Annotated in this window: 9 protein-coding genes and 1 pseudogene; 4 read left to right on the top strand and 6 right to left on the bottom strand. The window is 53.3% G+C overall.

Annotated features, from left to right (window positions below; translation table 11 throughout):
• Window positions 1-62 precede the first annotated feature (62 nt).
• A complete protein-coding gene (locus NB063_RS30420) occupies window positions 63-230 on the bottom strand; it encodes a hypothetical protein (RefSeq protein WP_250933291.1) in 168 nt (55 codons plus the stop codon).
• A gap of 209 nt (window positions 231-439) precedes the next feature.
• Complete coding sequence (locus NB063_RS30415) at window positions 440-1,684, bottom strand: DUF1559 domain-containing protein (protein WP_250933289.1); 1,245 nt, start codon at window positions 1,682-1,684, stop codon at window positions 440-442.
• Window positions 1,685-2,116: 432 nt separating this feature from the next.
• Here NB063_RS30415 and NB063_RS30410 point away from each other — a divergent pair.
• A pseudogene (locus NB063_RS30410) lies at window positions 2,117-2,536 on the top strand (IS256 family transposase); the annotation flags it as partial.
• Window positions 2,537-2,836: 300 nt separating this feature from the next.
• Here NB063_RS30410 and NB063_RS30405 read toward each other — a convergent pair.
• From NB063_RS30405 to NB063_RS30390, 4 genes are all read right to left on the bottom strand, one after another.
• Window positions 2,837-6,388, bottom strand: a complete 3,552-nt coding sequence (locus NB063_RS30405; RefSeq protein ID WP_250933286.1) for a protein kinase domain-containing protein — start codon at window positions 6,386-6,388, stop codon at window positions 2,837-2,839.
• Between the two features lie 908 nt (window positions 6,389-7,296).
• Window positions 7,297-9,477 carry a DUF455 family protein gene (locus NB063_RS30400; protein WP_250933284.1) on the bottom strand — a complete coding sequence of 727 codons (2,181 nt, stop codon included), beginning with the start codon at window positions 9,475-9,477 and terminating at the stop codon, window positions 7,297-7,299.
• Between the two features lie 316 nt (window positions 9,478-9,793).
• Window positions 9,794-11,170, bottom strand: a complete 1,377-nt coding sequence (locus NB063_RS30395) for a hypothetical protein (protein WP_250933282.1) — start codon at window positions 11,168-11,170, stop codon at window positions 9,794-9,796.
• Window positions 11,171-11,657: 487 nt separating this feature from the next.
• Window positions 11,658-13,823, bottom strand: coding sequence for a calcium-binding protein (locus tag NB063_RS30390; RefSeq protein WP_250933280.1), 2,166 nt, complete (start codon window positions 13,821-13,823; stop codon window positions 11,658-11,660).
• 476 nt (window positions 13,824-14,299) lie between these two features.
• Between NB063_RS30390 and NB063_RS30385 the strand changes: the two genes are divergently transcribed.
• From NB063_RS30385 to NB063_RS30375, 3 genes are all read left to right on the top strand, one after another.
• Complete coding sequence (locus tag NB063_RS30385; protein ID WP_250933277.1) at window positions 14,300-15,694, top strand: ankyrin repeat domain-containing protein; 1,395 nt, start codon at window positions 14,300-14,302, stop codon at window positions 15,692-15,694.
• A 599-nt stretch (window positions 15,695-16,293) separates the two neighbouring features.
• Complete coding sequence (locus tag NB063_RS30380) at window positions 16,294-16,932, top strand: sigma-70 family RNA polymerase sigma factor (RefSeq protein WP_250933275.1); 639 nt, start codon at window positions 16,294-16,296, stop codon at window positions 16,930-16,932.
• 3 nt (window positions 16,933-16,935) lie between these two features.
• Window positions 16,936-22,017 carry a protein kinase domain-containing protein gene (locus NB063_RS30375; RefSeq protein ID WP_250933272.1) on the top strand — a complete coding sequence of 1,694 codons (5,082 nt, stop codon included), beginning with the start codon at window positions 16,936-16,938 and terminating at the stop codon, window positions 22,015-22,017.
• Window positions 22,018-22,799 lie beyond the last annotated feature (782 nt).

The raw sequence follows: 22,799 nt of genomic DNA, 5'->3' as shown, positions 1-22,799 counted from the left end.
GGCCTATGCCCGTGCCATTCCTTCCTGTCACCTGTTCTGAACTCAGATCCTGTCCTCATTCGTTACTTCTCGTCTTCCATTTCATCCATCGCGCCGGTGAGAACTGCGATCTCTTCGGGAGTTCTTTGCGGGCGCTGGGATGTGTCGATTACCTTTGTTTCTGGCTCTGAGCAACCGGTGGTAAACAGAAATAGGGGCAGCGATAAAAGGATGGCAGTTAAAAGTTTCATCTTTGTATTACTTTCGCTATCGAAACGGTTCAGAAAATTGAAGACGCTTGCGTTCGCGTTGCAGACTCAATCAGTTCTGTCGGGCAACACGCGTGGCAATGAGTGAAGCACAACCATGCCATCAACGATGGCCATGGTTGTGCCTCAGATTTCTCAGCATGCGCCCATTGGGGCATGCGTCGGCTTGTTAAGCTGAAGAAGAAGCCGCATTAGAATTCTTTATCAATCACTTCCTTTGCTGCCCGCGTTCCCAGTGCTCCCCAAAGACCATACGGGCTCTGCGAACCTGGGGCCGATCCTCCAGTGCCACCATTGCGAACATCGGCAGCTGAACTATTCCCAGCTTCAATGGAGTCTGTGATGAATCTGACAGCACCGTCTGCCATCAAAACATGGGCTCCGCCTTGGTGACGGCTACTGACCGTCAACGTTCCGTTGGCGGAAACGAAGTCTTGGTTGGCGTCGTTGCAGTATTCACGGTTTGGCGGAAGGACCGTATTGACGATTGTGAACCCAGGCGCTGTTGCTGCCCAGCATGCTCCACGCGATGCGAGCGGGGTGAAGGTGTGGCTGACCGCGGTCGACCAAAACTGCGGGCGATTCGCATCAATCTGTGGCTGGCATCGGTCTGGCTTGTTTTGCACATTTGTTCCGCCACCTCTCGTTTCCGATGTGATGTGACTATCACCGAGGTCTGTATTCATCTCTCCCATCGCGATGGTGTTTGACAATCCGTCCAAAATATCTCGAAACATGTTTTTGCCGTACACATCAAAGACACCTCGATCGGAAGCCCGGAAATCAGCCACGCTGGCGCTATCGGTCGTGATGAGATTACTATCGTTAAATATCCCCGAACTGAGATTCAGCGAGATTGAATCACCGATACAAACTCCATAGTTCGTCCGTCCTCCTGCGGGGAGGCCGACTCCAGGATCGCTGGGGCAGCGATAGGTGTTGATTTCAGTGAACCACGGATCGTAAGAAATTCCATTGCTTGTGAACTGCGTAGTAGTACCTTGCATTTCCGTGTAGGGAACGGTTCCGAATGCTGTAAATTGTGCCGCCCCAATGACAAGTGGGTTACTGACCCGATCCCATATGGCCTGTTGCTCCATGAACGGAAGCAACCCAACCAAAGCACCTACTCGGCTATATTGATGGGCTGGGTCCTTATTCCAGCGGGCATTAGCCCCACCAAGAGCCCTGTGTGCTTCATTGATCGGCCCGGTACCATGAATCGGGAGCTGATTGAATGCGCTGTGGTAGTTGTGCAGCCCCAGCCCCATTTGCTTGAAATTGTTGCTGCAACTCATCCGGCGAGCTGCCTCGCGAGCGGCCTGAACCGCGGGGAGCAAAAGCCCAACGAGCACGCCGATGATGGCGATCACCACGAGCAACTCGACGAGGGTGAACCCCCGCGATTTGCATGAGGAACGATTAGAACGAGGCATGATTGGACTCCAATGATGAACAGAACCGACTTGGAACAGGTGGACGATAGTTTTCCCTACACCCCTTTAAGCGGTGCGACGGGCGCGAATCTATACACAAGAAAAAAGTTTCTGAAAAAAGAAGTGTGTCAGCGAACGAAAATGAGTCTGGACTCTTGCGCTGCACGCAGGTGTACGGTGTCCTTGGACGCGAACTGAACCGGCTAGCAGTGTACGGGCGTGCATATGTTGCCCGGCAGTCAATTCGCTAGCATCGACTAACGCAAATACATTGCATGGTCGCTCATCCGTCGGGAGAGAAAAGGTGCCAAGAATCCTTTCCGGTCCGTATGTGCACGGTGTCCTCCGCCACAGATGATCACGGAAGCACGCGGATCGGAACTGATCAGCCTCGAAGCTGTGTTCATCTGTGGCCCATCACTCCGGCGACGGATATCAAAACGACATTGAGGTGAAGGCACTCGTTTGTTCACGCGTCTTCGCAACGTCCAAGGCTTCGAGGAAGCCAAAGAAGCATTTGATGAGCTGGATAAGTTTATCAAGCCGGTCAACGCCGAATCGCACACAAGCCTGCACGAAGCCGGCGAGGATCTTCTGGCGTTGCATCGCTTGAATGTTCCGAACACGCTTCATCGTTGCCTACTGAGCACCAATGCGATCGAGAACTCGTTCCGAACCACACGCCGCAAGCTCGACCGTGTGACACGCTTTCGAGCTGAGACGGATAAAGCAAGAGGTTGGCTTTCATACGCGTTGTTGGAGGCCGAAAAAGGCTTTCGCCGGATCACTGGACGCAAGTCACTACCACATCTGTCGGCAGCCCTGGCGAGACCTGAATCTAAAACGAGCTGAAAATGCTTCTCCACCTCCTGGAGTTCACTCAAACCCGATCCCTCACGTTTTTACCAGAAAGACCATCACGAGTTTCAACAATAAATGGGACATACCCGTCCACAGCTTTGCATGCAACTTGAAGATCGATGAGACGACAATGCAAAAGTCTGCTTTATTTGACCCGCTTATGTTCACGGGTCGGTTAAGACTCTCAATGCTTCGACGCTGGTGTTTACCGCTGCCGAATTCGGTCAAGGTCCAAATGACAGTCGGAGGTTCTTTGGCGATCGTGAAGTTAAGTCTTGAGAAGGGTAAGGCTCAGATTCGTTTGATGCGGGTGGCCGGTGATCCAGGTAAGTCCAGTTGTTCGACCTGGTTACTAATTTCTCGCAATTGATCTGCCACGCTCGGGTCTGTGTAGACTGCTTCGGTGATCAGCGTGTCACCGGATGCAAGTTCGGGAATCGCAAAGACCGCACGCACCGTGCTACCGAAATAGTCCAGCTGATTGTTTTGGGTCGTCACCAGTGTCGCACCGCTATGAATTCCAAGGCCCAATTGAATCGGTTGGTGCCCCGAATCCTGAATCGATCTGCGAATACGGACGGCAGCGGTGACCGCGTCTTCGCGAACCGCAAAAACGGCAAGCATTTTTTCACCGATTGTCTTGACAACGGTGCCACCACATCCCGCGACTACGACGGATAATAGGGCGTGGTGATCATTGATAGCCGAGTATGCCTGGGCTTCGCCCATAGAGGCGTACAATTCGTCTACATCGTTGATGCACGTTGCCAAAAACGTCATCATTTCAGTCTCGACGGGATTCGAAACTGCAAAACTTTGATTCGGAAATAGTTGTCGAAACAGCGGATTGGCGGAAGCCATTGCGGCAGTCACCACATCGTCTCGAACGATCATACGTTCAAGGCGGACGACGTGCAGTGATGGCAAATCGTTTGTGAACGTCAGTATTTGGCGCCCCGCGCGCAACTTCGGTGTGTGGGGCCCGGCTCCCAATTGCGACAAGGTGAAATCGAGCGAGGAGGGTGCCGAAGTTGATTGAATGCGAACGGTTTGAGTCTTAGAAAGCCGAGGTCCGCGAATTAGATAATCCCCAACGCCGAGGTCAACTGTAACGTTTACGCTCTCAGCTACGTCGACACGGATTTGAGCAATCACATGTGGCGAGTGCTCGGGGCCCCCGATGCAGTATTTGCTCTCATTGATGTCACGGATCTCGGGATGCGCCTGAAAAACCATTTCGATCGCGTTTGCCAAGTTCGATTTGAAATTGACGTCACAAGCTTCGCAGTGCGTGTGTGCTTGAATCTGAGATAGCTTATCACTCGACGATGCTGACACGCGGCAAGTTGGACAGAGTACATCCCATTGTAGGTTCAAGACGCCCTCTTTCGCCGCGACCAAACAAGCGTCGGTCATCTTTGCGCCATCTGTGCCCGTCCGATGTGCGATCGCCAGTGGTCGGAGTTTAGCAAGTTCCTGTGGGGACCATTCTTGCAAGACAGTCGTTAACGCGTCTGCGATTTGAGGTTCGACACCTGTTTCCATCACCCGGTCCATCCGCTGATTCAACCGCAACGCCTGATTTCGCGACAGCGGCCTGACCTCTTCGAAGGGATCTGATCCATACCGCTTTTCCAACCGGCCTCGCAGCGAACGGTCCATCCGAGCATAGACTTTTTCGAGGTTGCGAAATCCCTTCCAGTCCGCTTCCACTTTTGTCAGCACTCGGCCGAGCAAGTTTCGCGGCTCGATTTGCACTCGGTGAGACAACTCTGTACCGCCAACCGATCGCGGTGTCATCGTCACTACGCTAAGGAACCATTTGAACGGACCGGAACTAAATTCGCGGAGGATGCCCATCCGCTTCCCTTCGACCCACTCAAACGGATGCTCCTCCCACGCAACTCTTACGCCACTAAGCGTGAAGGATCCGAACTTGCGAATGCCGAATTGTGGATCTTTCTCCGTTCGGTACTCAACGGCGGGCAGGCCGATGGCTTCATTTAGACGTTCGGTGTTCGAGACCAGCGGCCAAAGCTCCGCCGGTGAACTTTCTAACTGCCAGGTGACCGTCTTGTCCCATCGTTTAGCTACATCGTGACCAGCAGGTAGCTTGGGATGCGCATCCATCTCAGCGGCATCGCCACGTAGCAAACGCAGTATTTCTTTCAAGAATTGACCCGCGTCACCGAATCGATCTTCGGGATTCTTCGCAAGACAACGTGTGACGATCTGTGCTGCACCGTCAGTGATCGTGGCATTGCGTTTTTGAACCGCTGGCGGTTCGTCAAAGCAATGCATCGCCGCCAACTTCATGAAGTCATCGGAGTCAAACGGCACGGTGCCAGTGAGCATTTCAAATAGGGTGATGCCTAGAGAATACACGTCCGCCGTGGGACCAATCGCGTCGGTGGAATTGCATTGTTCGGGCGACATGTACTTCGGTGTGCCCATGATAGAGCCAGCACGCGTCATTTCCATCGATTCAGACTGATTCACGTGCCGTGCGATCCCGAAGTCTGTCAACTTCACCGTGAAATCGTGTATCGATCGATCGACCAAAGCCAAGTCGCTGGCGGGCGTTTCCTCTTTCAGTTTCAGTAAAACATTTTCGGGTTTGACATCACGATGAACAATCTCGCGAGCATGAGCTTCGTCCAGCCCGCGGGCCATGTCCGCCGCTAAACGCAATGCGTCCGCCTCCGGCAATCCGTCTTTGGAAGACAGCCAAGACTTTAAATCGATTCCATTGATGAACTCCATTGCCAGAAAATGCAGCCCGTCGTCCTCGCCCACTTCAACCAGTTTTATGATGTGGTCGTTTTGAACATCAGCTAACAAGCGAGCTTCTTTGCGAAATCGACGCACCGCCTGCGCAATATCTTTGCCCGTATTGCGAAGAACCTTGACGGCGACAATTTCGCCACTTGCAGAATCGGTGGCACGGTATACCGTGCCCATTCCGCCCTCACCAATTTGTTCACCAATTCGAAATCGTCCGATCTGCACGGGCGGCTCGGCGCTTTCTTTCGCAGACGGTCTTCCCGGATACACTCGACTGGTGCTGGACGATGCGGCTGGAGCTTTGAGGGGCGATATAACCCCGGTTTGATCCATCGAAGATCTCTGCTCCGCGAACGGTTCAAGCAGTTGCTGCCATTGGCCAAGCGTTGGAACGAGCGGTTCTCCGGCATCCACCGGTTTGAGCCATTGACGTAAGATCACGCGGCTGCGAGCAGTCAATGCGTTGGCCGCTTGGTTTGTGTTGCCCTCGACTACCGATCCAATCAATTCGGAGAGTAGCTGTCGTAGACAACGCAGGTCGGTTTCGACGGAAAGGTCCTCTATGGTGACACCTTCGCTACAAGCCGCCCCTGTAAAATCGATCCAGACCTGCAAGTCATCGTTGGCATGTGATACCAAGATCGTCGATGAATTAAAGCTCCCATGATAAACACCGATACGATGTGCAGCGATGGAAGCGTCAACGATCGATGCCGCGATCGTCAATCGCGCGTTGTCTGTGAGGCTGTCTAACTGAAGCGAAAGACGATCTGCAAATGGATCGACCTGGTGCGGGATCCCAAGCTTGTAGGATGGGGGTGTGCTGTCCTCACTGATTTCAACGATTCGTCGAACCTGAGGATGGTCAAGCAATTCAACGCGAGTGAGCTGCTCTCTCAGTTGTCTGCATCGAATGGCCGATGCCGATGAAAGCACTCGCAATTCGTAGAAGCCACCCTGTGGTGAGGCTCCTACCAAAGCCTCACCGTCGTGACCTACCGAAATGGTGCGCAAGGGAGCCGACGCGTGTTGTAGATTGATCGTTTGGTCTGTACTCATTCGATCAAGCCGTTTTACTCGCCTTGAGACGTTGATTAAATTACTGCGGGATTTCAATCGTAGCGGAACGGCGCGAGCCGTCCGGTGACTCGGGACCGGACGGCTTGCTCCGTTCCGCTAGAAAAAGCACTGAAACAATCAATGTCCTTAGGCGAGACGCTCCGCGATACGTTGACGCAAAATTAGGCCTGGCGAATCTCGCATGGGAAGATTGCGACGAGTTGCGGGGCTGGCCAATTTCTTTCAATTGCAAATCATCAAACTTTCCCGATAGGAGATTCGCCGACCGTTTAATCGCACCGTCGTCGATTCGACCGCAGATGCCTTTTCGGATGCAGCGGCCCTTACGACAGCAAGTATACTGCGAAACTGTTCGGCGCGGCAAATGACATCATCGGAGCGAGGGCAGCGTGATGGACCGTCATTGCGTTTGCAAACGGTTACCAAGCTATCCCAAAAGATTGCATCCACGGTTCCGGTGTCGGCTGGGGTGAGCAAATTCGTTTCCCCCTACAAGACCAGCGATCGGTTAAGCGGAGCGAGAAAGTTATCCACTTGTTCAATATCGAATTTTGATCGAATGAACCGATCACCGATTGGGCTCACTTAACTATTTTCGTGGTGTTTTGTCAGCTTTCGATCGGCCAGTCCTTGCTCAAACATCGAGCAATGTCATCGGCGATATAGGCAACAGGTCCGGCACCGTGGTCCGAAGCTGTCATTGCAATAACCGCGTGGTGAAGATTCAGCCGAAGATTGATTGACGAGTCAACGTGAACGTGTCGAGGACTTGGCTGACTAGGCGTGATTTCGTCGCGATTGGAATAGTCCTATTGATTGGCTACCAATTGTCGATGCAAATGTACGATTGTGTCCTGCGTGATTAGGGTCCAGCCAGCTTGAGTTGATTAAGGTCCAGGAGTTGGCATTTGATTGCCTATCAGAACCACTGGGACCAGTTTTGTGCTCTCGTTGATTTCGCTCAATCGGACGATGCCTGAAGACCAGCGACCATCCTGGATGGTCTCTAACGGAGCACGCTTTGTTGAGTCCGGCAACTGGTTCCATTCCAATTTCGTCAAGACGCGAAACTCCGCAACCACGCCGGGCGCCACTTTCTTTTGCATCGCCAAAGCGACATGGCCCATCGTCATCCGAGGATTGAACTCAACGACTGGCTTGACCAGGAGTTGACCGTCAATTCCTCGATACAGGAACGCGTCGACGCCGAAACCGCCCGTGAAGTTACGTGAAGAAAGTTCAGCGGCAAGACGTGGCTCCAGCCAATTCGAAATCGCTCTCAGTTTTTCACCTCGGTCGGCAAGTAGAAATCGCCTAACGTCGGGCGCGCAGTCAAAAAACGGCTTGCTCAATCGTGTACCCACATACTTGCGTCCAACGGTAACCAGGGACCGGGTCCAGCCAAGGAACTTCGTTGAACGGTTTCTAGGAACATCCTCACACGCTCGCGCGCAGGGCTCCAAGGTTTCCGTGAAGTTGCTGTTTGCGAATCTCACGTCCCACAGGAAAGACAGGTCAACCACCCGTTCCAACTCCGGTTCGAGAACCCCAATCGCTCGTTGAACAGAGTCTTCAGGACTTGCGAGTGCAGAGTGTGTTGAAGATTTGAAAACGGATCGCAACCATGCTTCATCCGATTTGTCGAGTTGACGACCGGTCACGAAGCGTCTTTGGCCTCGACCCGAAGCACCCAAATCCAGCTTAAAGACTGCCTTCTCAAATCCGCGGGATCTGATTTCATCCAAAGCCTCTTGAACGTCAGCCAGCTCAAAGATCTCAATTGCCACGCAATCGGACTTTGAGAACCAATCAGGAGTTGGGGTCTCCTTGCATTGGTTCTGATCGCCTTGGCTTAGCCAGCGACCTAGACAATTCACGCTCCAAGACTTTCGAAACAGTACGGTATGTTCATTCGACCATTCGGGCGGCGAGCGAAGCACCGATTGAACCAGTGGCTCGGCGACTCGATGGTTGTTCGGCGTCCACGCCCAAGGCGCGAATTCGCCCAGCTTACGATGTTCCAAAGCCAGCCTTGAATCCAATGCAACAAACTCTGGCAAATCGAATCCGACGTCGATCAACTGCTTTCGAAAATCACGAGATGGGATTTCACGCACCAACACGATATCGCCTTGTCGAGCAACAGGAACCATGACCAGTTCAAGGTCTTTGCCGAGCTGATCCAGCAAATGGGACTCGCCCTCCCCCGTCAGTTCGGATTCGGCACTCGGATCGAACCAACGAACCGTTGGCGGTCGAGCATTGGATTGCCGAAACACTTCAATCGAGTCGATGAAATCGTCAGTCAGTCCTGCTAACACTCGGCCTTCGCGATTGAAAGCTGCTCGCGGCCCACGTCCGCGCTGAGGCGACATCGGATAATCAAGCGAATCCTGATAGGCTTCCCAGTCACTCTGCTCAGGATTTTTCCATTGACGAAACCAACGCAAGCCATGTTGAACATGGCCGATTTCGTCTTCGTAAATCTTCTGCAGCAACCCCGCAGTCTTTGAATCGCCTAGCCGGCCAAAGACGTTCGCAAAATGCAAACTGTAATCGAGATTGGCTTGCTCAAACGTCAGGCTTAATCGAGATACGAAATCCATCGGCGACTGCATCGGCTCCACAACTCGCCAAAACCGTCCGCCGAGAGGATAGGCCCCAAATTCAATACCGCACTCGCGCATCCGCTTCATGTACATCCGCGTGTGATTTTGTTCCTCTTGGAGCGTGACCAAGATGCCTTGTCGAAACGCGTGCGGCGCTTCAGGAAACTTCAACAACACGAGCGCCATCAATTCAGTGGCAAGCAATTCGTGATTGGCAAGAAAATGAAGCAGCTGACCACGGGCGCGTTCGTTCTCAAGTTGATCGTCACTTGGCGGTGAACTCGCGCCGATAAGATCATGCCGCATCTGTAGACCAACTGGCCGGCCCGGTGAGACCAACGAACGAACATCGGGGCGATTTCGCACGTCTCCGTCGAGAGTCAATCGGCCGGGGGCAACGAGTTTGTCTTCAAGCGTTTTTCCGAAGACAATTTGTTCAGCAAATTCGGTGACGTTCATTGGCTCCATCGTACCCGAACGAGTTTGGTGTGATCCACCGACGATTATTTCTTGCAGTCACAGGAAAACGCTGCGAATCGGCTGGGAGAGAAGACAATCTCACAACGGAATTGTCGTTCCGATTGAAAGTTTAGAAAGTAATCTCTATGTGCCAATCGGAGACGTCATCTTGAGTGGCCCAGGGGCCATCAGCCCAGTCGTGGCGTAGCCCAGCGTGTGAGAGCTGGGCGGCTCTTTAGTGGCCTATTCAGGGTACAAGCATGGGGCTTCGGCAGCGACGAAGCCCAGATGACGGATGCGTCTGCGCGGCCCGGCCTTATCGCGTCGAAGCTTTGGCTGCCAATTGCTCGATCATCGTCTGATCCTCGCGACTTAGTACCGCCAGGGGGAATTTCACTTCTTTGCCTTCGCTGGTACGCAAGACGACGCGATTTCGATCCATCCGCACGAATGAGCCAACGGCTAACGGGCGTCCTTGACGATTGGTCCAAGTCCGCGAATCTACGGTCGGGATCGCGGTCGCTCGTGACGATTGAACATCGTTTGATTTGGCCACCATTTCCTCATTGAGCTTTTTCCCTGCCCGAACTGCCGCCGAAACATCGGATTTTTGCTGGTCGGTACCATGCTTTTCAACGGCTGCACCCCACTTGTTCCAGATAATATCCGCGGCTGCTCGGACTTCTGGCTGCGCATGCCCCCGCAAGAGTCCGATTTGAACAGCGACGTCCACATCGACGGGCAACAGCTCCTTCCGTACCGACCGACGCATGTCGACTAACAACCGATACGTCGCTCGCCAATCGTCGGACCGCAGAATCGCCATCGACTTCTTCTTGTCTTCAGGATCGATCGCGCGAATATATTTTGTCCTCTCCAACTCGCGTTTGGCTTTCGCCTCTGCATGCAGCTTCTCGTGCGCGGCAATTTCATCTTCTGTCATGCGATACACCGTCAACTTGATTGGAAACGTGATCTGAACGTTATCCATCTCGGCGATGACTCTTTGTTCGGAAAACAGAATGTCGATACTTCCTAAGTCACGGTTAAACGTGATCTGTCCCTTGTCTTCGGTGCGGATGTAACGAGAATTTTCTACTTTGGGTGTGGTCAAGGAATATTTTCGGTCGATCGAAACCTTCTTTCCATCTTGGATAATCTTGTAGTCGACGCGTTCTTTACCCATGGTGGTCGTTTCCGCATTGGAAAGCATGATTGTGCCGCTGCTCGAGGTCCAGCTTTGACGATCGTCTTCGGGAAACGCCTCAAACGGCAACGTGTAAAGGTTACCAAGTCCCAATGGAAGATGCGATTCACCACTGACCTGCACCAGTACCCCGTTCTTGGCGATTCGGATCGTTGCTTTCTTCTCCCCGAAAACGTCGTGTCCCAAGTTCCACCGCGTAAGTGAGAAGCGTTTCGTTTCGTCTTTTTTGTCAACCGAAGCCGATCCCAGGCCGCCCACAAATTCCAGCGTGGTGCCCTCATCGTCAGACTTCAACACGGTGTATTTCGACATGCCGCCGAGTGTATCGTTGGTGGTCGGCGTTTCGATTTGCACGACGATTTGATAGTGGAGTACATCCCCGGCTTTCAATTCATATCGCAGCGGCTCGACAGCAGACGTGGGGCAGACACTGCACACCAACTGGCAAACAACCAAGGCAACAAATATGGCAAGGTTTCGTGACACAATCTAATCTCCAAGCAACCAAAAAATGATGCCGGCGATTCTACCATGATCAAACCACGTGAGTGAAAACCAGATCGCCGTTACATCTCTGCCTGACATCAAGCGTCGATCTATTCCCGCGAAGAGCAGTTTGGCTCGGTGATCATTCGAGGAGCTTCCGACGATACCGCGAATCGCTCACTCCAAAAGTTCTGGTCAACCATTCTCAATCCTCCCCCGAATTACCCCGACGGCGATCGCGGTTTTGTTCGGTTCGCTACGCGGGCAGGATTCGGTGTGTGCTGATTCTGAGCGAGGGATTGTGATATGAGGACGAGCGTTTCGATTCATTGTCGGCGGTCGCCAAATTCATCCCCGGAGACCACACGCGTGGATTCCGATTGAAAGGAAGGCTGCCCCGACCACGACTGCGAACAATCCTGAGTTCATTCTCAACGAATTCGAAGCAGGGGGGGATTCCTATCGTCTCGTCGCGGAGAAAAGATTTCTATCGACTCGTTGTCGTTCTCGAATCACGCGTTGCGGGATCTTGAGCGTTGTAGATCAACGCCAAGTCGTTGAAGTACGTGGCATCAAATCGGGAGATGATCTCGCTGCCAGTCCCCGTTTTGCTGCCGTTCCACAGATACAATGTTCCGTCCTTGGTGATGTAGTACTGATCGCCATTGTCGCCTTGCATCCATTTTTCGCCGAGCCCAAGTCGATTGTTGTATCGAGTGCTCATGGCACTCAGCCCAAGTTCTTGATCGATTTTATAGGCTAATTCGCCTAGTGATTGCGGTTCGTCACTTGGGGAGGAAGTGGTAGTGGATCCATCATTACTATCGCTCGATGGACTGGTAGGATTCGCAGCCGACGTGCTGCCGGCGGATTTGTTTGGATCGTACTCGCCGTCGGTATCGACCAGATCTTCAGGCGATGCATTGAATTGATTTTCTCCGGCACCACCGTACATCTCATCGGTCTCAACTTCGGGATTCGGTTGTGCACCGTCACGCAGGTAGTCGTTGCCATCGCCCCCATCGAGAATGTCGTTTCCTTTGTCGCCATAGATGGTGTCATCGCCAGCTTCGCCGAAAAGAGTGTCGTCGCCGTCCCAACCCCAGATGAGGTCGTCACCGTTTCCTCCGTGGATGATATCGTTGCCATCGCCGCCGTCGATTTCGTCGTTTCCATCGCCGCCATGGATGATGTCATCTCCGGCTTCTCCCCAAAGGCTGTCCGCGTTGCCTCCGCCGAAGATTTCGTCGTGGCCCTCACCACCACGGAATAGATCGATGTCGTCACTTCCGTGCAGTTTGTCATCTCCAGCACCTCCATGTCCTATGCCGCCGCCGCTACCGGTGAATATTTCGTCGGCACCTTTACCGCCAAACAGCGTGTCAAAATCTTCGTCGCCGTAGATCAAATCATTGCCGTTTTCACCCCAGATCGAGTCTGTACCCGCACCGCCATGAATGGTGTCGTTGCCGGTCGCCATCGTGATTTGCTGGATGTATCCGCTGCTAATGATGAAGCTGTCCCCGGTGATGAAATCGTATCCGCCGCCACCGAAGATATGATCGTTACCGGCTCCTCCATCGAGGTAGTCGTAAAACGTACCAAGCGAGTTGTCTTCAAAGTCACCGTAAATCCAATCGTCTCCGCCACCGCCTTGGATCATGTCTACATCGTCACCGCCTATCAGAGTGTCGTTTCCACCTTGACTTCCGAACGGAAGATTCAGTGATTGGTCGATGACGGAATCGCCAAAGATCAGCCAGCCTTGTCGGAAATCGCCAAAGATGCGGTCCAGTCCATCGCCGCCATCAATTGTGTCGTCGCCTTCACCTCCGATCATGTGATCGTTCCCTGCGCCACCGTAAAGAGTGTCGTCGCCGGATCCTGCATCGAATTCGTCGTGGCCGTCGCCACCGATCATGGTGTCGTTACCAGCGCCACCATAGAGAATCTCGTCACCCGCACCGCCATCCAGGAAATCATTGCCAGCGCCACCTAAAAGCTGATCGTTACCATCTCCTCCGAACAATTCGTCGTGATCGTTTTCCAGGGTTAACGCGGTGATTCCGTAGTTGTCGAAATACGATTGCTGTGCCGAATCAGACGCGTGCGGATAGCTAAATGCATGTCCTCGCAAGTCGTCGGACCCGTCGCCGCCCACGAGAACGTCGTGGCCAAAGCCGCCCCAGAGTGTGTCATTTCCGTCACCGCCCGAAATCACGGAGTCGATGGCGGTCAAGTTAAATACCCCGTCATCGCCACCCTTCAATTCAATATCAATGGATTGCACGCCGTAGAAGTTATCTGATACGAACACATCGCTGCTAAAGAATTCAAACACGACGATGTGATCTAAGTCGATTGATGCAAGCGAGTCCGGCGAGAATGCTGCGTATGGGAGCCCGAAATATTCGCCATCTTGAGAGAGAGGTTGTCCGTCGCTCTCGAAGAAGTGATCGTAGTATCCGACGAGGATGAACTCCGAGTCGCCGCTCCCCTCGATCTCCAATTCGCCATCGGAAAAATCGATGTCCGCAGCCAACAATTCCCGACGTTTCAGAGTTTGAATCTGAAGGCGTGTTTTCGAACGAGGCCGCGTGTTGCGTTTTCGGAGTTTTCTTGAAACGGCCCAATTCTTGGCTCGGCTAAACATGGCTTCGTTCTTCAGGAGACGGGTGGCTAATGTATCTATCTACGAATGAAGCGAAGCCACGCCGGGAGTGTTACAGCGGACTAGTGTGTCACGCCGAAAAAGCCTCTGCCCGCTAGTTTTTTTTTGGGGGGGGGGGTAGTGCACCGGTGGCCAAAACCTATCTCAATCGCTTTAAAAAAATGCTGATGCTCATCGGATCGCGGGACACGCTTCGCAACAGCCAGAAATCTGGTTAACCCTTCCGAGTTCTCACCTACATAACCCTGAGGGCGATCCAGGTCTCGCAAAAATGTTCGCCAAGCGGTCGATCGCGACATCAAACGCATTGCCGAGCATCACCCCAAACTGGCAGAACACTTGAGACTCGCGTTCAAAGGGGACACAATGAACTATCGCCCAAGCGACAATGCGCAATGGGAGTTTTAAAGACTTCTCATTGAAACTAGATTTGGCCAGCCATCTGGAAGCGTGACACCATGTCAAAGCAATCAGAAGAAACAAAACTGAAGCGTCGAAAGCCGGCCAATCGACGTGGCGTGTTCACGACGTGGGGAAGCGACACGTGGCAGGCACTGCTCGCGAAATCAAAGACCGGCGTAACGGATGCTCTTGAGAATTGTTCTGCAGTTGGTGCCGTCGAGCGAGGCGTCACCAAGTCTGTACTCGACGGATCATGGGATCCTCCGTCCGGCGACTGGATGCTCGTTGTCGCAATGGATGCGCAGGGCTGGGTGACACTCGTGTGTTCCGGTTGGCCGGGTGACGTTCTCGAAAAATTGGCGTCTCAATTCGACGGTCAATTACTTGTTGCCGGACACTCCGATTGCGCTGGAACCGTCTATGCAAGAGTTACTGAAAGTGATCCAAATGCTCCCGAAGGAGTCACGGTCCGGTTTGATTTTCAATCGGACGGGACACCATGGGATGACGATGAAGACGACGAATTTGACGAAGACGAAGACGACGACGACGAAGAAGAAGATGAACTCGACGAGATCGAACAGGCGATCGCCGATTTGACGGTGACGCGGATTGTGTCCGATGATCTCGAATCAAACTGGCTTGAACAATTTGATTCGCTTCCAGATGCTCATCAAGCGGTGTTTCGCCATCTTGATGCCTATATTCCTGGGCTCTATTACGACCTGGACGAGTCTCAGCTAACGGCTCCTTTCGGTCATGATGACATACTTCCACATGTGACATCCATTGATCTTGTAAGAATCGGTACCGTACCGAAAGATGAGCCGTCACCAAAGATTCTAAAGTTAACGCGGAAGCTTCATGAAGCGATCGGATCGGGAGTGGTTGATGAGGTGAAGGCCGCCATTGCCGAGGGCGCGTTGCTAGAGCCAACCGACGGCGATGCTTCGGCATTGTATTTAGCATGCTTTGACCTTGCGTACTCGCCGTATAAACCACGAGTCGAGATCATCAAACTGCTGCTTGAAGCGGGAGCGGATCCCAATGACAATCGTCGGAATGCCGAGAATGGTTATGCGGACACACCACTATCGCGGCTCATTCAGGCATCTCGGCCGCCTTTTGATATTGCTGGACCGATCGCTCGAAACTTGGTTGAGGCAGGTGCTGATCTCAATCCGCAATCACCCTATCCGCTCCAACTTGGTGAACGTCCCCTCCACCATGCGGCCAAGAAAGCATTGCTAGATTGGGTCAAGCTATTGCTCGAGCTAGGAGCTGACCCGATGGCCAAGAGTGACGCCGGACGCACGCCCAGAGAAAGCGTTGAGGACCTGATTGCTGCCAAAGAGGCGAGTGACTTTTATTCTGCCGCCGATATCGAGCAGGAACGAGAAGACTACAAGCCGATTCTAGAACTTCTTGCAGCAGCCGAGCAGAAGCAGTGAACCCAGGTCGGAGTGCGAATCAGGCAAGCCCGCACATCGTACAAAAGTCGAGCTCCGGTACTGTCCGTAGAGACGTGATGCCGGATTGCAGATGTCTAAGCTTCAAAGAACTTCAGCGACGAAGGAAGGGATGAGCCAATCATTTCTTGAGTCGTTGTTATTCTGAAAAATGCTCCGCTGTCGACCACCGGTGTAGGTAACTGAAAGGCCAAGAATCTCTTTGGGTGTACGTCACCTCAGTGATGAAATGATAACGCTTGGTGAAGTCGGTTGGTCTAACCTATGCGAGTTGCGAGCGACGGAATCGAGCTGGTTTTGGGTATGTAACACGCCATTCCGAGCGGATGGGTTAATCGCGTTCTCCACTCGCAATCTTTGGCGACTGCGGACCATGAGTGGACCGATCGGGTGGCTGACGAGCTCTCGGTCTTCGATCGGAAGCACACGGAATATTTGATCGACCAGTTGTGATTTGGCCCTCAGCGTTGAAATCGAAGCCGGTTCGGCGGGGGAAATGTGGAAGAATCTTGCGAAATCTGCAAAAATGTATGAGCTTGCGGGAGATGGTCCGCGCTTAATCGGAAATGCAAACAGAGCACATGAACGATTCCAGCGAGTTTTCTGAGGGCTTGATTCGACGGGCACGCGAGGGAGACCAGCAGGCGATCGCCGAACTTTTTCGTCCACACGAATCTCGACTGACCCGCATGGTCCGAATGCGATTGAATCGCAGCATCCAGCGGCGAGTCGATCCGGCGGACATCGTTCAGGAAGCCTTCATCGAGGCTAGTAAACGGCTCGGCGATTACACCACATCACCGGACATGCCCTTTTATCTGTGGCTGCGGCACATCACTGGGCAAAAACTGGTTGATGCTCATCGGCGGCATTTGGGGACGCAAAAGCGAGACGCAGCGATTGAGATCTCGCTTTATCGTGGTAGTATTCCGATGGCGAATTCGGCCTCCTTGGCGATCCAGCTGCTCGGCGGTCTGACATCGCCTTCGCGAGCTGCGGTCCGGGCCGAAACCCAAATGCGGGTTCAGCAAGCACTTAACGGGTTATCGGACGTCGACCGTGAAATACTGGCGATGCGCCACTTCGAACAACTCACCAACGCCGAGGTCGCCGACGTCCTCAGTATCGACAAATCGACGGCCAGCACTCGATATCTTCGAGCGCTGAAACGGATGAAGGACAGCTTGTCGAAAATTCCTGGTTTTTTGGAGGATCGTTGAGGTATGTCTGAAGAGTCGATCCAATTGGACGAAGTGATTGAAGAATTCACTCGGCAGTGTCGCGACGGCGAGTCACCAGCGGTCGAGAACTATGCGGAACGCTATTCGCAGTTTGCGGGAGAGATTCGTGAGTTGTTCCCGACGCTGTTGGCAATGGAACAGGCGTCTCCGGAAACGCAAGGCGAATTCGATCAGACCTCAGACAGCAATCGTTCATCCTCATTGATCAAGACGTTCCATCCAGAGCAATTGGGAGACTACCGGATTATCCGTGAGATCGGTCGCGGCGGTATGGGGGTCGTATATGAAGCCGAACAGGAATCACTGGGCCGGCATGTTGCGTTGAAAATTTTGCCGGCGCAGTTGATGTCCGACAGCAAGCAGCGACGCCGATTCACCCGTGAAGCGCGTGCCGCAGCGAGACTTCATCATACCAATATCGTTCCGGTGTTCGGTGTGGGAGAAGCGGACGGAATCAGCTATTACGCGATGCAGTTCATCCCCGGGATGCCGCTCAATGATGTGTTGATGGCTTTGCGTCAGCGGGACACGGGCATCGAAGCCGCAGTGCCCGACGCGACGCGCAATCTAGACAACAATGATGCACCGCTCGACGCCACGGCCGCCAAGCTGGCCCATTCGATGCTCAGCGGACAGTTCCATGCGTCCCAGATCGATGAGTCCAGTTCGGGCAGCACCGTCGGCTTCGATCAAACGATTGACAGCAGCGATACCACGGCACACCGTGAGCGGGTGGATCCCGGCACCGAATTTGCGAATTCCGGGTCCGGCATCCTCTCTCAGGGCGATTCCTCGGTATCCGGAAGTCGATCCAAAAAGGATTACTGGGAGAGCGTGGCCCGTATCGGCCAGCAAGCTGCCGAAGCGCTCGGGTATGCGCACAGCCAAGGCATCATTCATCGCGACATCAAACCGGGCAACTTGTTGTTGGACTTGGCTGGGATCGTCTGGATCACCGACTTCGGTCTGGCCAAGGCGGATGAGGAAGGTGACTTGACCAAGACTGGTGACGTGTTGGGGACACTTCGCTACATGCCACCAGAATCTCTTAAGGGAAAAGCAGATGCTCGAAGTGACATTTTTTCACTCGGCTTGACCCTCTATGAATTGGCGGCAAAGCGTCCGGCGTACGATGAATCCGGTCGTCATAGCATGCTTCAGCGGATCAGCGAAGCTAACATGACGCGTCTGCAATCGGTTGACCCCAGCATTCCGCGTGACCTGGAAACAATCATCCACAAGTCGGTGGCAGCCGACCCGAAGGATCGGTATCCAACCGCCGACGAGATGGCAGCGGATTTGGAGCGTTTCCTCAACGACGAACCAATTAACGCGAGGCGGATGTCTTCGGCCGAACGATTCACACGTTGGGGACGGCGCAATCCGGGGGTCGCCGGACTGGGAGCGGCTTGTGTGCTCCTACTTGCGATCGTTTCCGCCGTGTCAACGATCGCATATTTCCGTACCACCAGCGCCCTTGAGTTGGCAGAGCGACGCGAGCAAGAAACTCAAATTGCGCTTTTGGCCGCCAACGAGAGTGCCCACCAAGCTGGCGAAGCGAAACGCGAGGCTGAACAATCGCGAGACGAGGCCGAACAGTCTCGAGATATCGCGTTGGAAAACCTTTATCTCACGGACATTCGCGTGGCGCATGAGGATTGGAAAGCAGGGAACATCATACGCATGCAGCAACTTCTTGATGCGCATCGCCCTCAACCTGGCCAGCGGGATTTGAGGGGCTGGGAGTGGCACTACCTCAACTCTCTGAGTCATAGTGACCTTCATAGGATTGGGGCCCATAAGGGGCCGGTGACGCGAGTCGAATGGAGCCCAGATGGTCAACGCATTGCGTCAGCGGGTGAAGACGGAACCGTGAAAATATGGGATCCCACCACAGCGGAACAACTAGGAATGCTTCTCAACGATAACACCACCGACGAAAACGCTGATGCGGTGTATTCGATCTCGTGGCATCCGACTTCTCAGGTAGTGGCAACGATGGGAGTCGATCAAAAGGTGAAGGTTTGGGATGTGGATCATGGAAAAAAACTTCATCAAATTGAGACTCCAGGTGGCATTATTCATCCTCATGTCGCATGGAGTCCCGACGGAAGTAAACTCGCCGCAACATGGGACCGGGATACCGTGATTGCGTGGGACACAGAAACATGGGAGGTGGTCATTTCGATGGTCCCTGAGAGCGGTCATAACGGAGGTTCGCTAGGCTGGAACGGTATCGCCTGGGAGATGGAAGGAAAGTCTGTAGTCTTGATGTACCACTTTGGAAAACTTGCGACATGGGATATCGAATTCAAGCAACAGACAAGATCTCATTTCGTTAACAATAAGGGGTTCAATTTCGGACCCCTTGGTTTTGGGCCTCTTGGTAAGCGACTCGCTTGCAGCGGTCAGAATGACATTTGGATTTTGCCCGTCACGGTGTCTGATAGCGAGCATCTGACGCTGCGTGGTCATAGGTCGCTCGTGACCAGCTTGGATTGGAACCACCGAACGGATCGCCTTTGTTCTGGAAGCAAAGATGGGACGATTCGTGTATGGAACACCCAGGACGGAACTGAAGAACTCGTGTTGCGGGGGCATATCGGTCCGGTGATGGACGTCAGCTGGAACCCGGACGGTACTCGACTGGTATCCGCTGGTGACGACGGGACGGTGCGAATCTGGGAGTTTGGTTCACAGGAGAAGCGGCTGCTCAACGGGAACACGCGAGTAGCTTGGCATCCGGACGGAACGAAGTTGGCAACGATGCTCGCAGAGCCTCGTCACGTTGTTGCTGTTGACGCAGCGACAGGTACGACTACTCGGATCTATGGGACTGTTGAAAAAGGGGTTCGTTCGATCGCATGGAGTTCCAACGGGTGTTTCTTGGCAGCAGGAGGAAGAGACGGCATCTTACGTGTCTGGAAATCAGATTCGGGCGAAGAAGTTCTGGCAGCGAGATCAGACCGCGGCGAGACTCGATCCCTCTCTTGGAGTCCTGACAACCAACACCTTGCCACGGGTGGTTGGGATGCCGTCATGAAAGTTTGGGATACGAAGACTGGCGAGATGGTGTGGCAAGCAATAGGACATGAAGTCATTATTGGAACAGTTGCCTGGAGCCCCGATGGCAAGTGGATTGCTTCGGGGGCATGGGACGGGACCGTCAAGGTTTGGGATGCCACAAATCGAAAGGAGAGTTTCCAATTCATGCGGGATGATCGTCCTCCACCTGATACTGTGAATCTCATCGAAAAAAAATGGGCGTTTGGTAGTGGCGCCGATTTCCGATCCGTTGTTTGGAGCCATGACTCAAAACGGCTTTATGCTGGTTCGATCCGTGGCGACATCTCGGTCTGGGATATTGAAACGAGACAAGAAGTGCGGAAATATCACGCCCACCCAACCGCAATCCGTAGCCTTGCCCTCAGTCCGGATGGTCGCCGACTTGCTTCGACAGGAAACGACCTCGAGGTAAACATTTGGGATGTCTTAAGTGGTCGCGAACTACTGAAGCTTTCTGGTATTGAACCGGAGGGTGGCGTGATCGCCTGGAGCCCAAATACACGTGCGTTGGCGTCTGTTCGTAGCCACCTTTCTATTCGCGACGCCACGTCGAGTTATTTGTTGGAGGACCCACCAGAAGAGGCGGCGCTCGCACTCGCTGAGATGATCAGCAAATGCGATAATGCTGCGAGAATTCATAAAATCGCTAGCCAGATTGTTGCGCAGCCGAAGATGTACGATGCGCTAGAAGCAATCCGGCATGATGATCCTGTTCTATGGGCAGTGATTGGTCGGCGGCACCAGATCAACGGTGAAACGGAACTTGCGGCAAACGCATTCCATCGTGCAATTTTGCAGCTGGATCAAAGAGTGCGTGAGCAACCCGCATCCGTATTGAGCCTGGCCCAGCGATTTCAGATGCTAGATGACGGTTCTCTTTCCGAATTGACCAAGGTCGATCCGATACGTATCGACAACGCATTCCAAATTCTCAGTGAGAAAGCAATCGGCGACAACGACCCTAAGGTCTGTTTTGCCCTCGGGGAACTGGAGTATTATCGGAAGCGATGGGACGAAGCAGGCAAGTGGTATTTCTTGGCGATCAAGTTCGGGATACAGGACAGCCCATTACTGTTTCGCTTGGCTAAGGTGTATGCGCGACAAAAAAGATGGCACGAGGCTGAGGCTCTGTGGAATCGGGGTTTTGAACAGCAGCCCGATGCGGATCAGGAACGAGAACGTCGTTCCGAGCTCGTCAACGCTGCAGAAGCCTGGCCTGCGTTGGCGAAATACTACTCGGCGGAATTAGATAAGTTAAACCCAGCTCGTGAATCAGACGGCCCCCGGGCGCGTCTATTGCATCGACTGCTGATCGAAGATCGAATGGTATTCGATGAACTACGCAGGCTGCGTCCAGGCGACACGTTGCTAGATGTTTCTCTGGCGCAACAATTCGTTATCGAAGAACGTTGGAATAACGCTGTCGAACACTATGCCACTGCGAGTGTCGAAAAGGTTCCTGGTGAACTCTATCAATACGCGGCGGCTCTGCTGATTGCTGGTCGGCTCGAAGAATACGAATCAGTTGTGCAGGGATTGATTCATAGAGCGGAGGACACAAATGAGGGAGAGATTTGGGGTTACGCGGTTCGTGCTGCATGTCTTTCCAGCATGGACTCGTTGCCGTGGGAGAGGGTGTCCGATTTAATGCAGCAGATGAGCGTAAGCGATGATTACGACGCGCCGTGGGCGGAGCGCTTCAATGTTATGGTGAAGATGCGAACTGGAAATTTTGATGAGGCGGAGGTCCTTCTTCAGCAAATGCCAGCGAAGCAAGAGCCAGTGATTATGAGGTTGATTCGGTCTCTGATGCATGCGTTGCAGCAAGATTGGGAGCTGGCACGGGCTCTCCGAAGTCAGGTTCAGGCCCGGTTGGAGATTCATAGGTCTCGTGTTGATGCAAGGAAGGCAGACTTTTGGCTTGAATTCAGTCTCCTTCTTCATGAGACGAACGCATTGCTTGCGGCCGCCGATGGGTCTGCACAGGACGCGAAGTGAAATGACCGCTGCTAACAAAATGGTCTCCCATGAGGATGCTCATGGTCAGACCGAACTTCTTCGAATGCTCCGCTCTTTTCGCCAGGAACACTCTCTTGGATAGCGAACCATCTGCGACTGCTGGCCCTTACAGGTGGACGACCTGCGTGCTGAGTTGCATTTGTCAGCCGGAGCGATTCACGAGATAGGATCGATTTCAAATGAGGCCGTCATTCAGATGGCGAAAGACAGAAGAATCAGCGGGCCAGACTGGTTCTTTCACCACCTTGTCCCGCAATCCATGGGTTTTTTAGGCAGGGTGGCTATGTTGCTGCAGTAACAGAGATCAGGCTGACATCCAAGATTTCTTTACCGCGAGTCCATGGTCAGGTGGATCAAACGGTTTGCGATTCGCAATTCGGATCGCGAAAGCTTGGGTGACCCATATGAAGCCAGCCTAAGCTGCGACGATCGCCACCAAGGTCACGAGCAATAGGACGATCATGCCGCCATCGATAACATGACTAAGCAGGTATGCAGGAATCATCTGGCGAAACTGCCGCGAACTGTAGGCCGGACCGAGGCTTTGCGAGTTCCGGCATTCACTTGCTCAGTCGTGCCGGAACTGCGTCGCTTAGGCTCCTTGGTCCGGCCTACGCCGAACCGATCACGATCAGCGGAATTGTCGTTATACCGAATCACTTCTACGTATCTGCTTAAGAGTGAATTCGCGGACGTCCGGCCGGTTTCAATGTATCCTGGTCGGACTGCACTGTTTGGCGAACACGCCCCGCAGCTCCGAA

The organism is Aporhodopirellula aestuarii, assembly GCF_023701485.1.
GTDB lineage: Bacteria > Planctomycetota > Planctomycetia > Pirellulales > Pirellulaceae > Rhodopirellula > Rhodopirellula aestuarii.
Note: the sequence above shows the minus strand (reverse complement) of the source record. Positions and strands in the feature narration are given on the sequence as shown.

Bases quoted from the DNA above. Each gene is read 5' to 3' on its own strand.
- NB063_RS30390 (WP_250933280.1), bottom strand. From the start codon at position 13,823: ATGTTTAGCCGAGCCAAGAATTGGGCCGTTTCAAGAAAACTCCGAAAA.
- NB063_RS30420 (WP_250933291.1), bottom strand. From the start codon at position 230: ATGAAACTTTTAACTGCCATCCTTTTATCGCTGCCCCTATTTCTGTTT.
- NB063_RS30380 (WP_250933275.1), top strand. From the start codon at position 16,294: ATGAACGATTCCAGCGAGTTTTCTGAGGGCTTGATTCGACGGGCACGC.
- NB063_RS30400 (WP_250933284.1), bottom strand. From the start codon at position 9,477: ATGAACGTCACCGAATTTGCTGAACAAATTGTCTTCGGAAAAACGCTT.
- NB063_RS30375 (WP_250933272.1), top strand. From the start codon at position 16,936: ATGTCTGAAGAGTCGATCCAATTGGACGAAGTGATTGAAGAATTCACT.
- NB063_RS30415 (WP_250933289.1), bottom strand. From the start codon at position 1,684: ATGCCTCGTTCTAATCGTTCCTCATGCAAATCGCGGGGGTTCACCCTC.
- NB063_RS30385 (WP_250933277.1), top strand. From the start codon at position 14,300: ATGTCAAAGCAATCAGAAGAAACAAAACTGAAGCGTCGAAAGCCGGCC.
- NB063_RS30405 (WP_250933286.1), bottom strand. From the start codon at position 6,388: ATGAGTACAGACCAAACGATCAATCTACAACACGCGTCGGCTCCCTTG.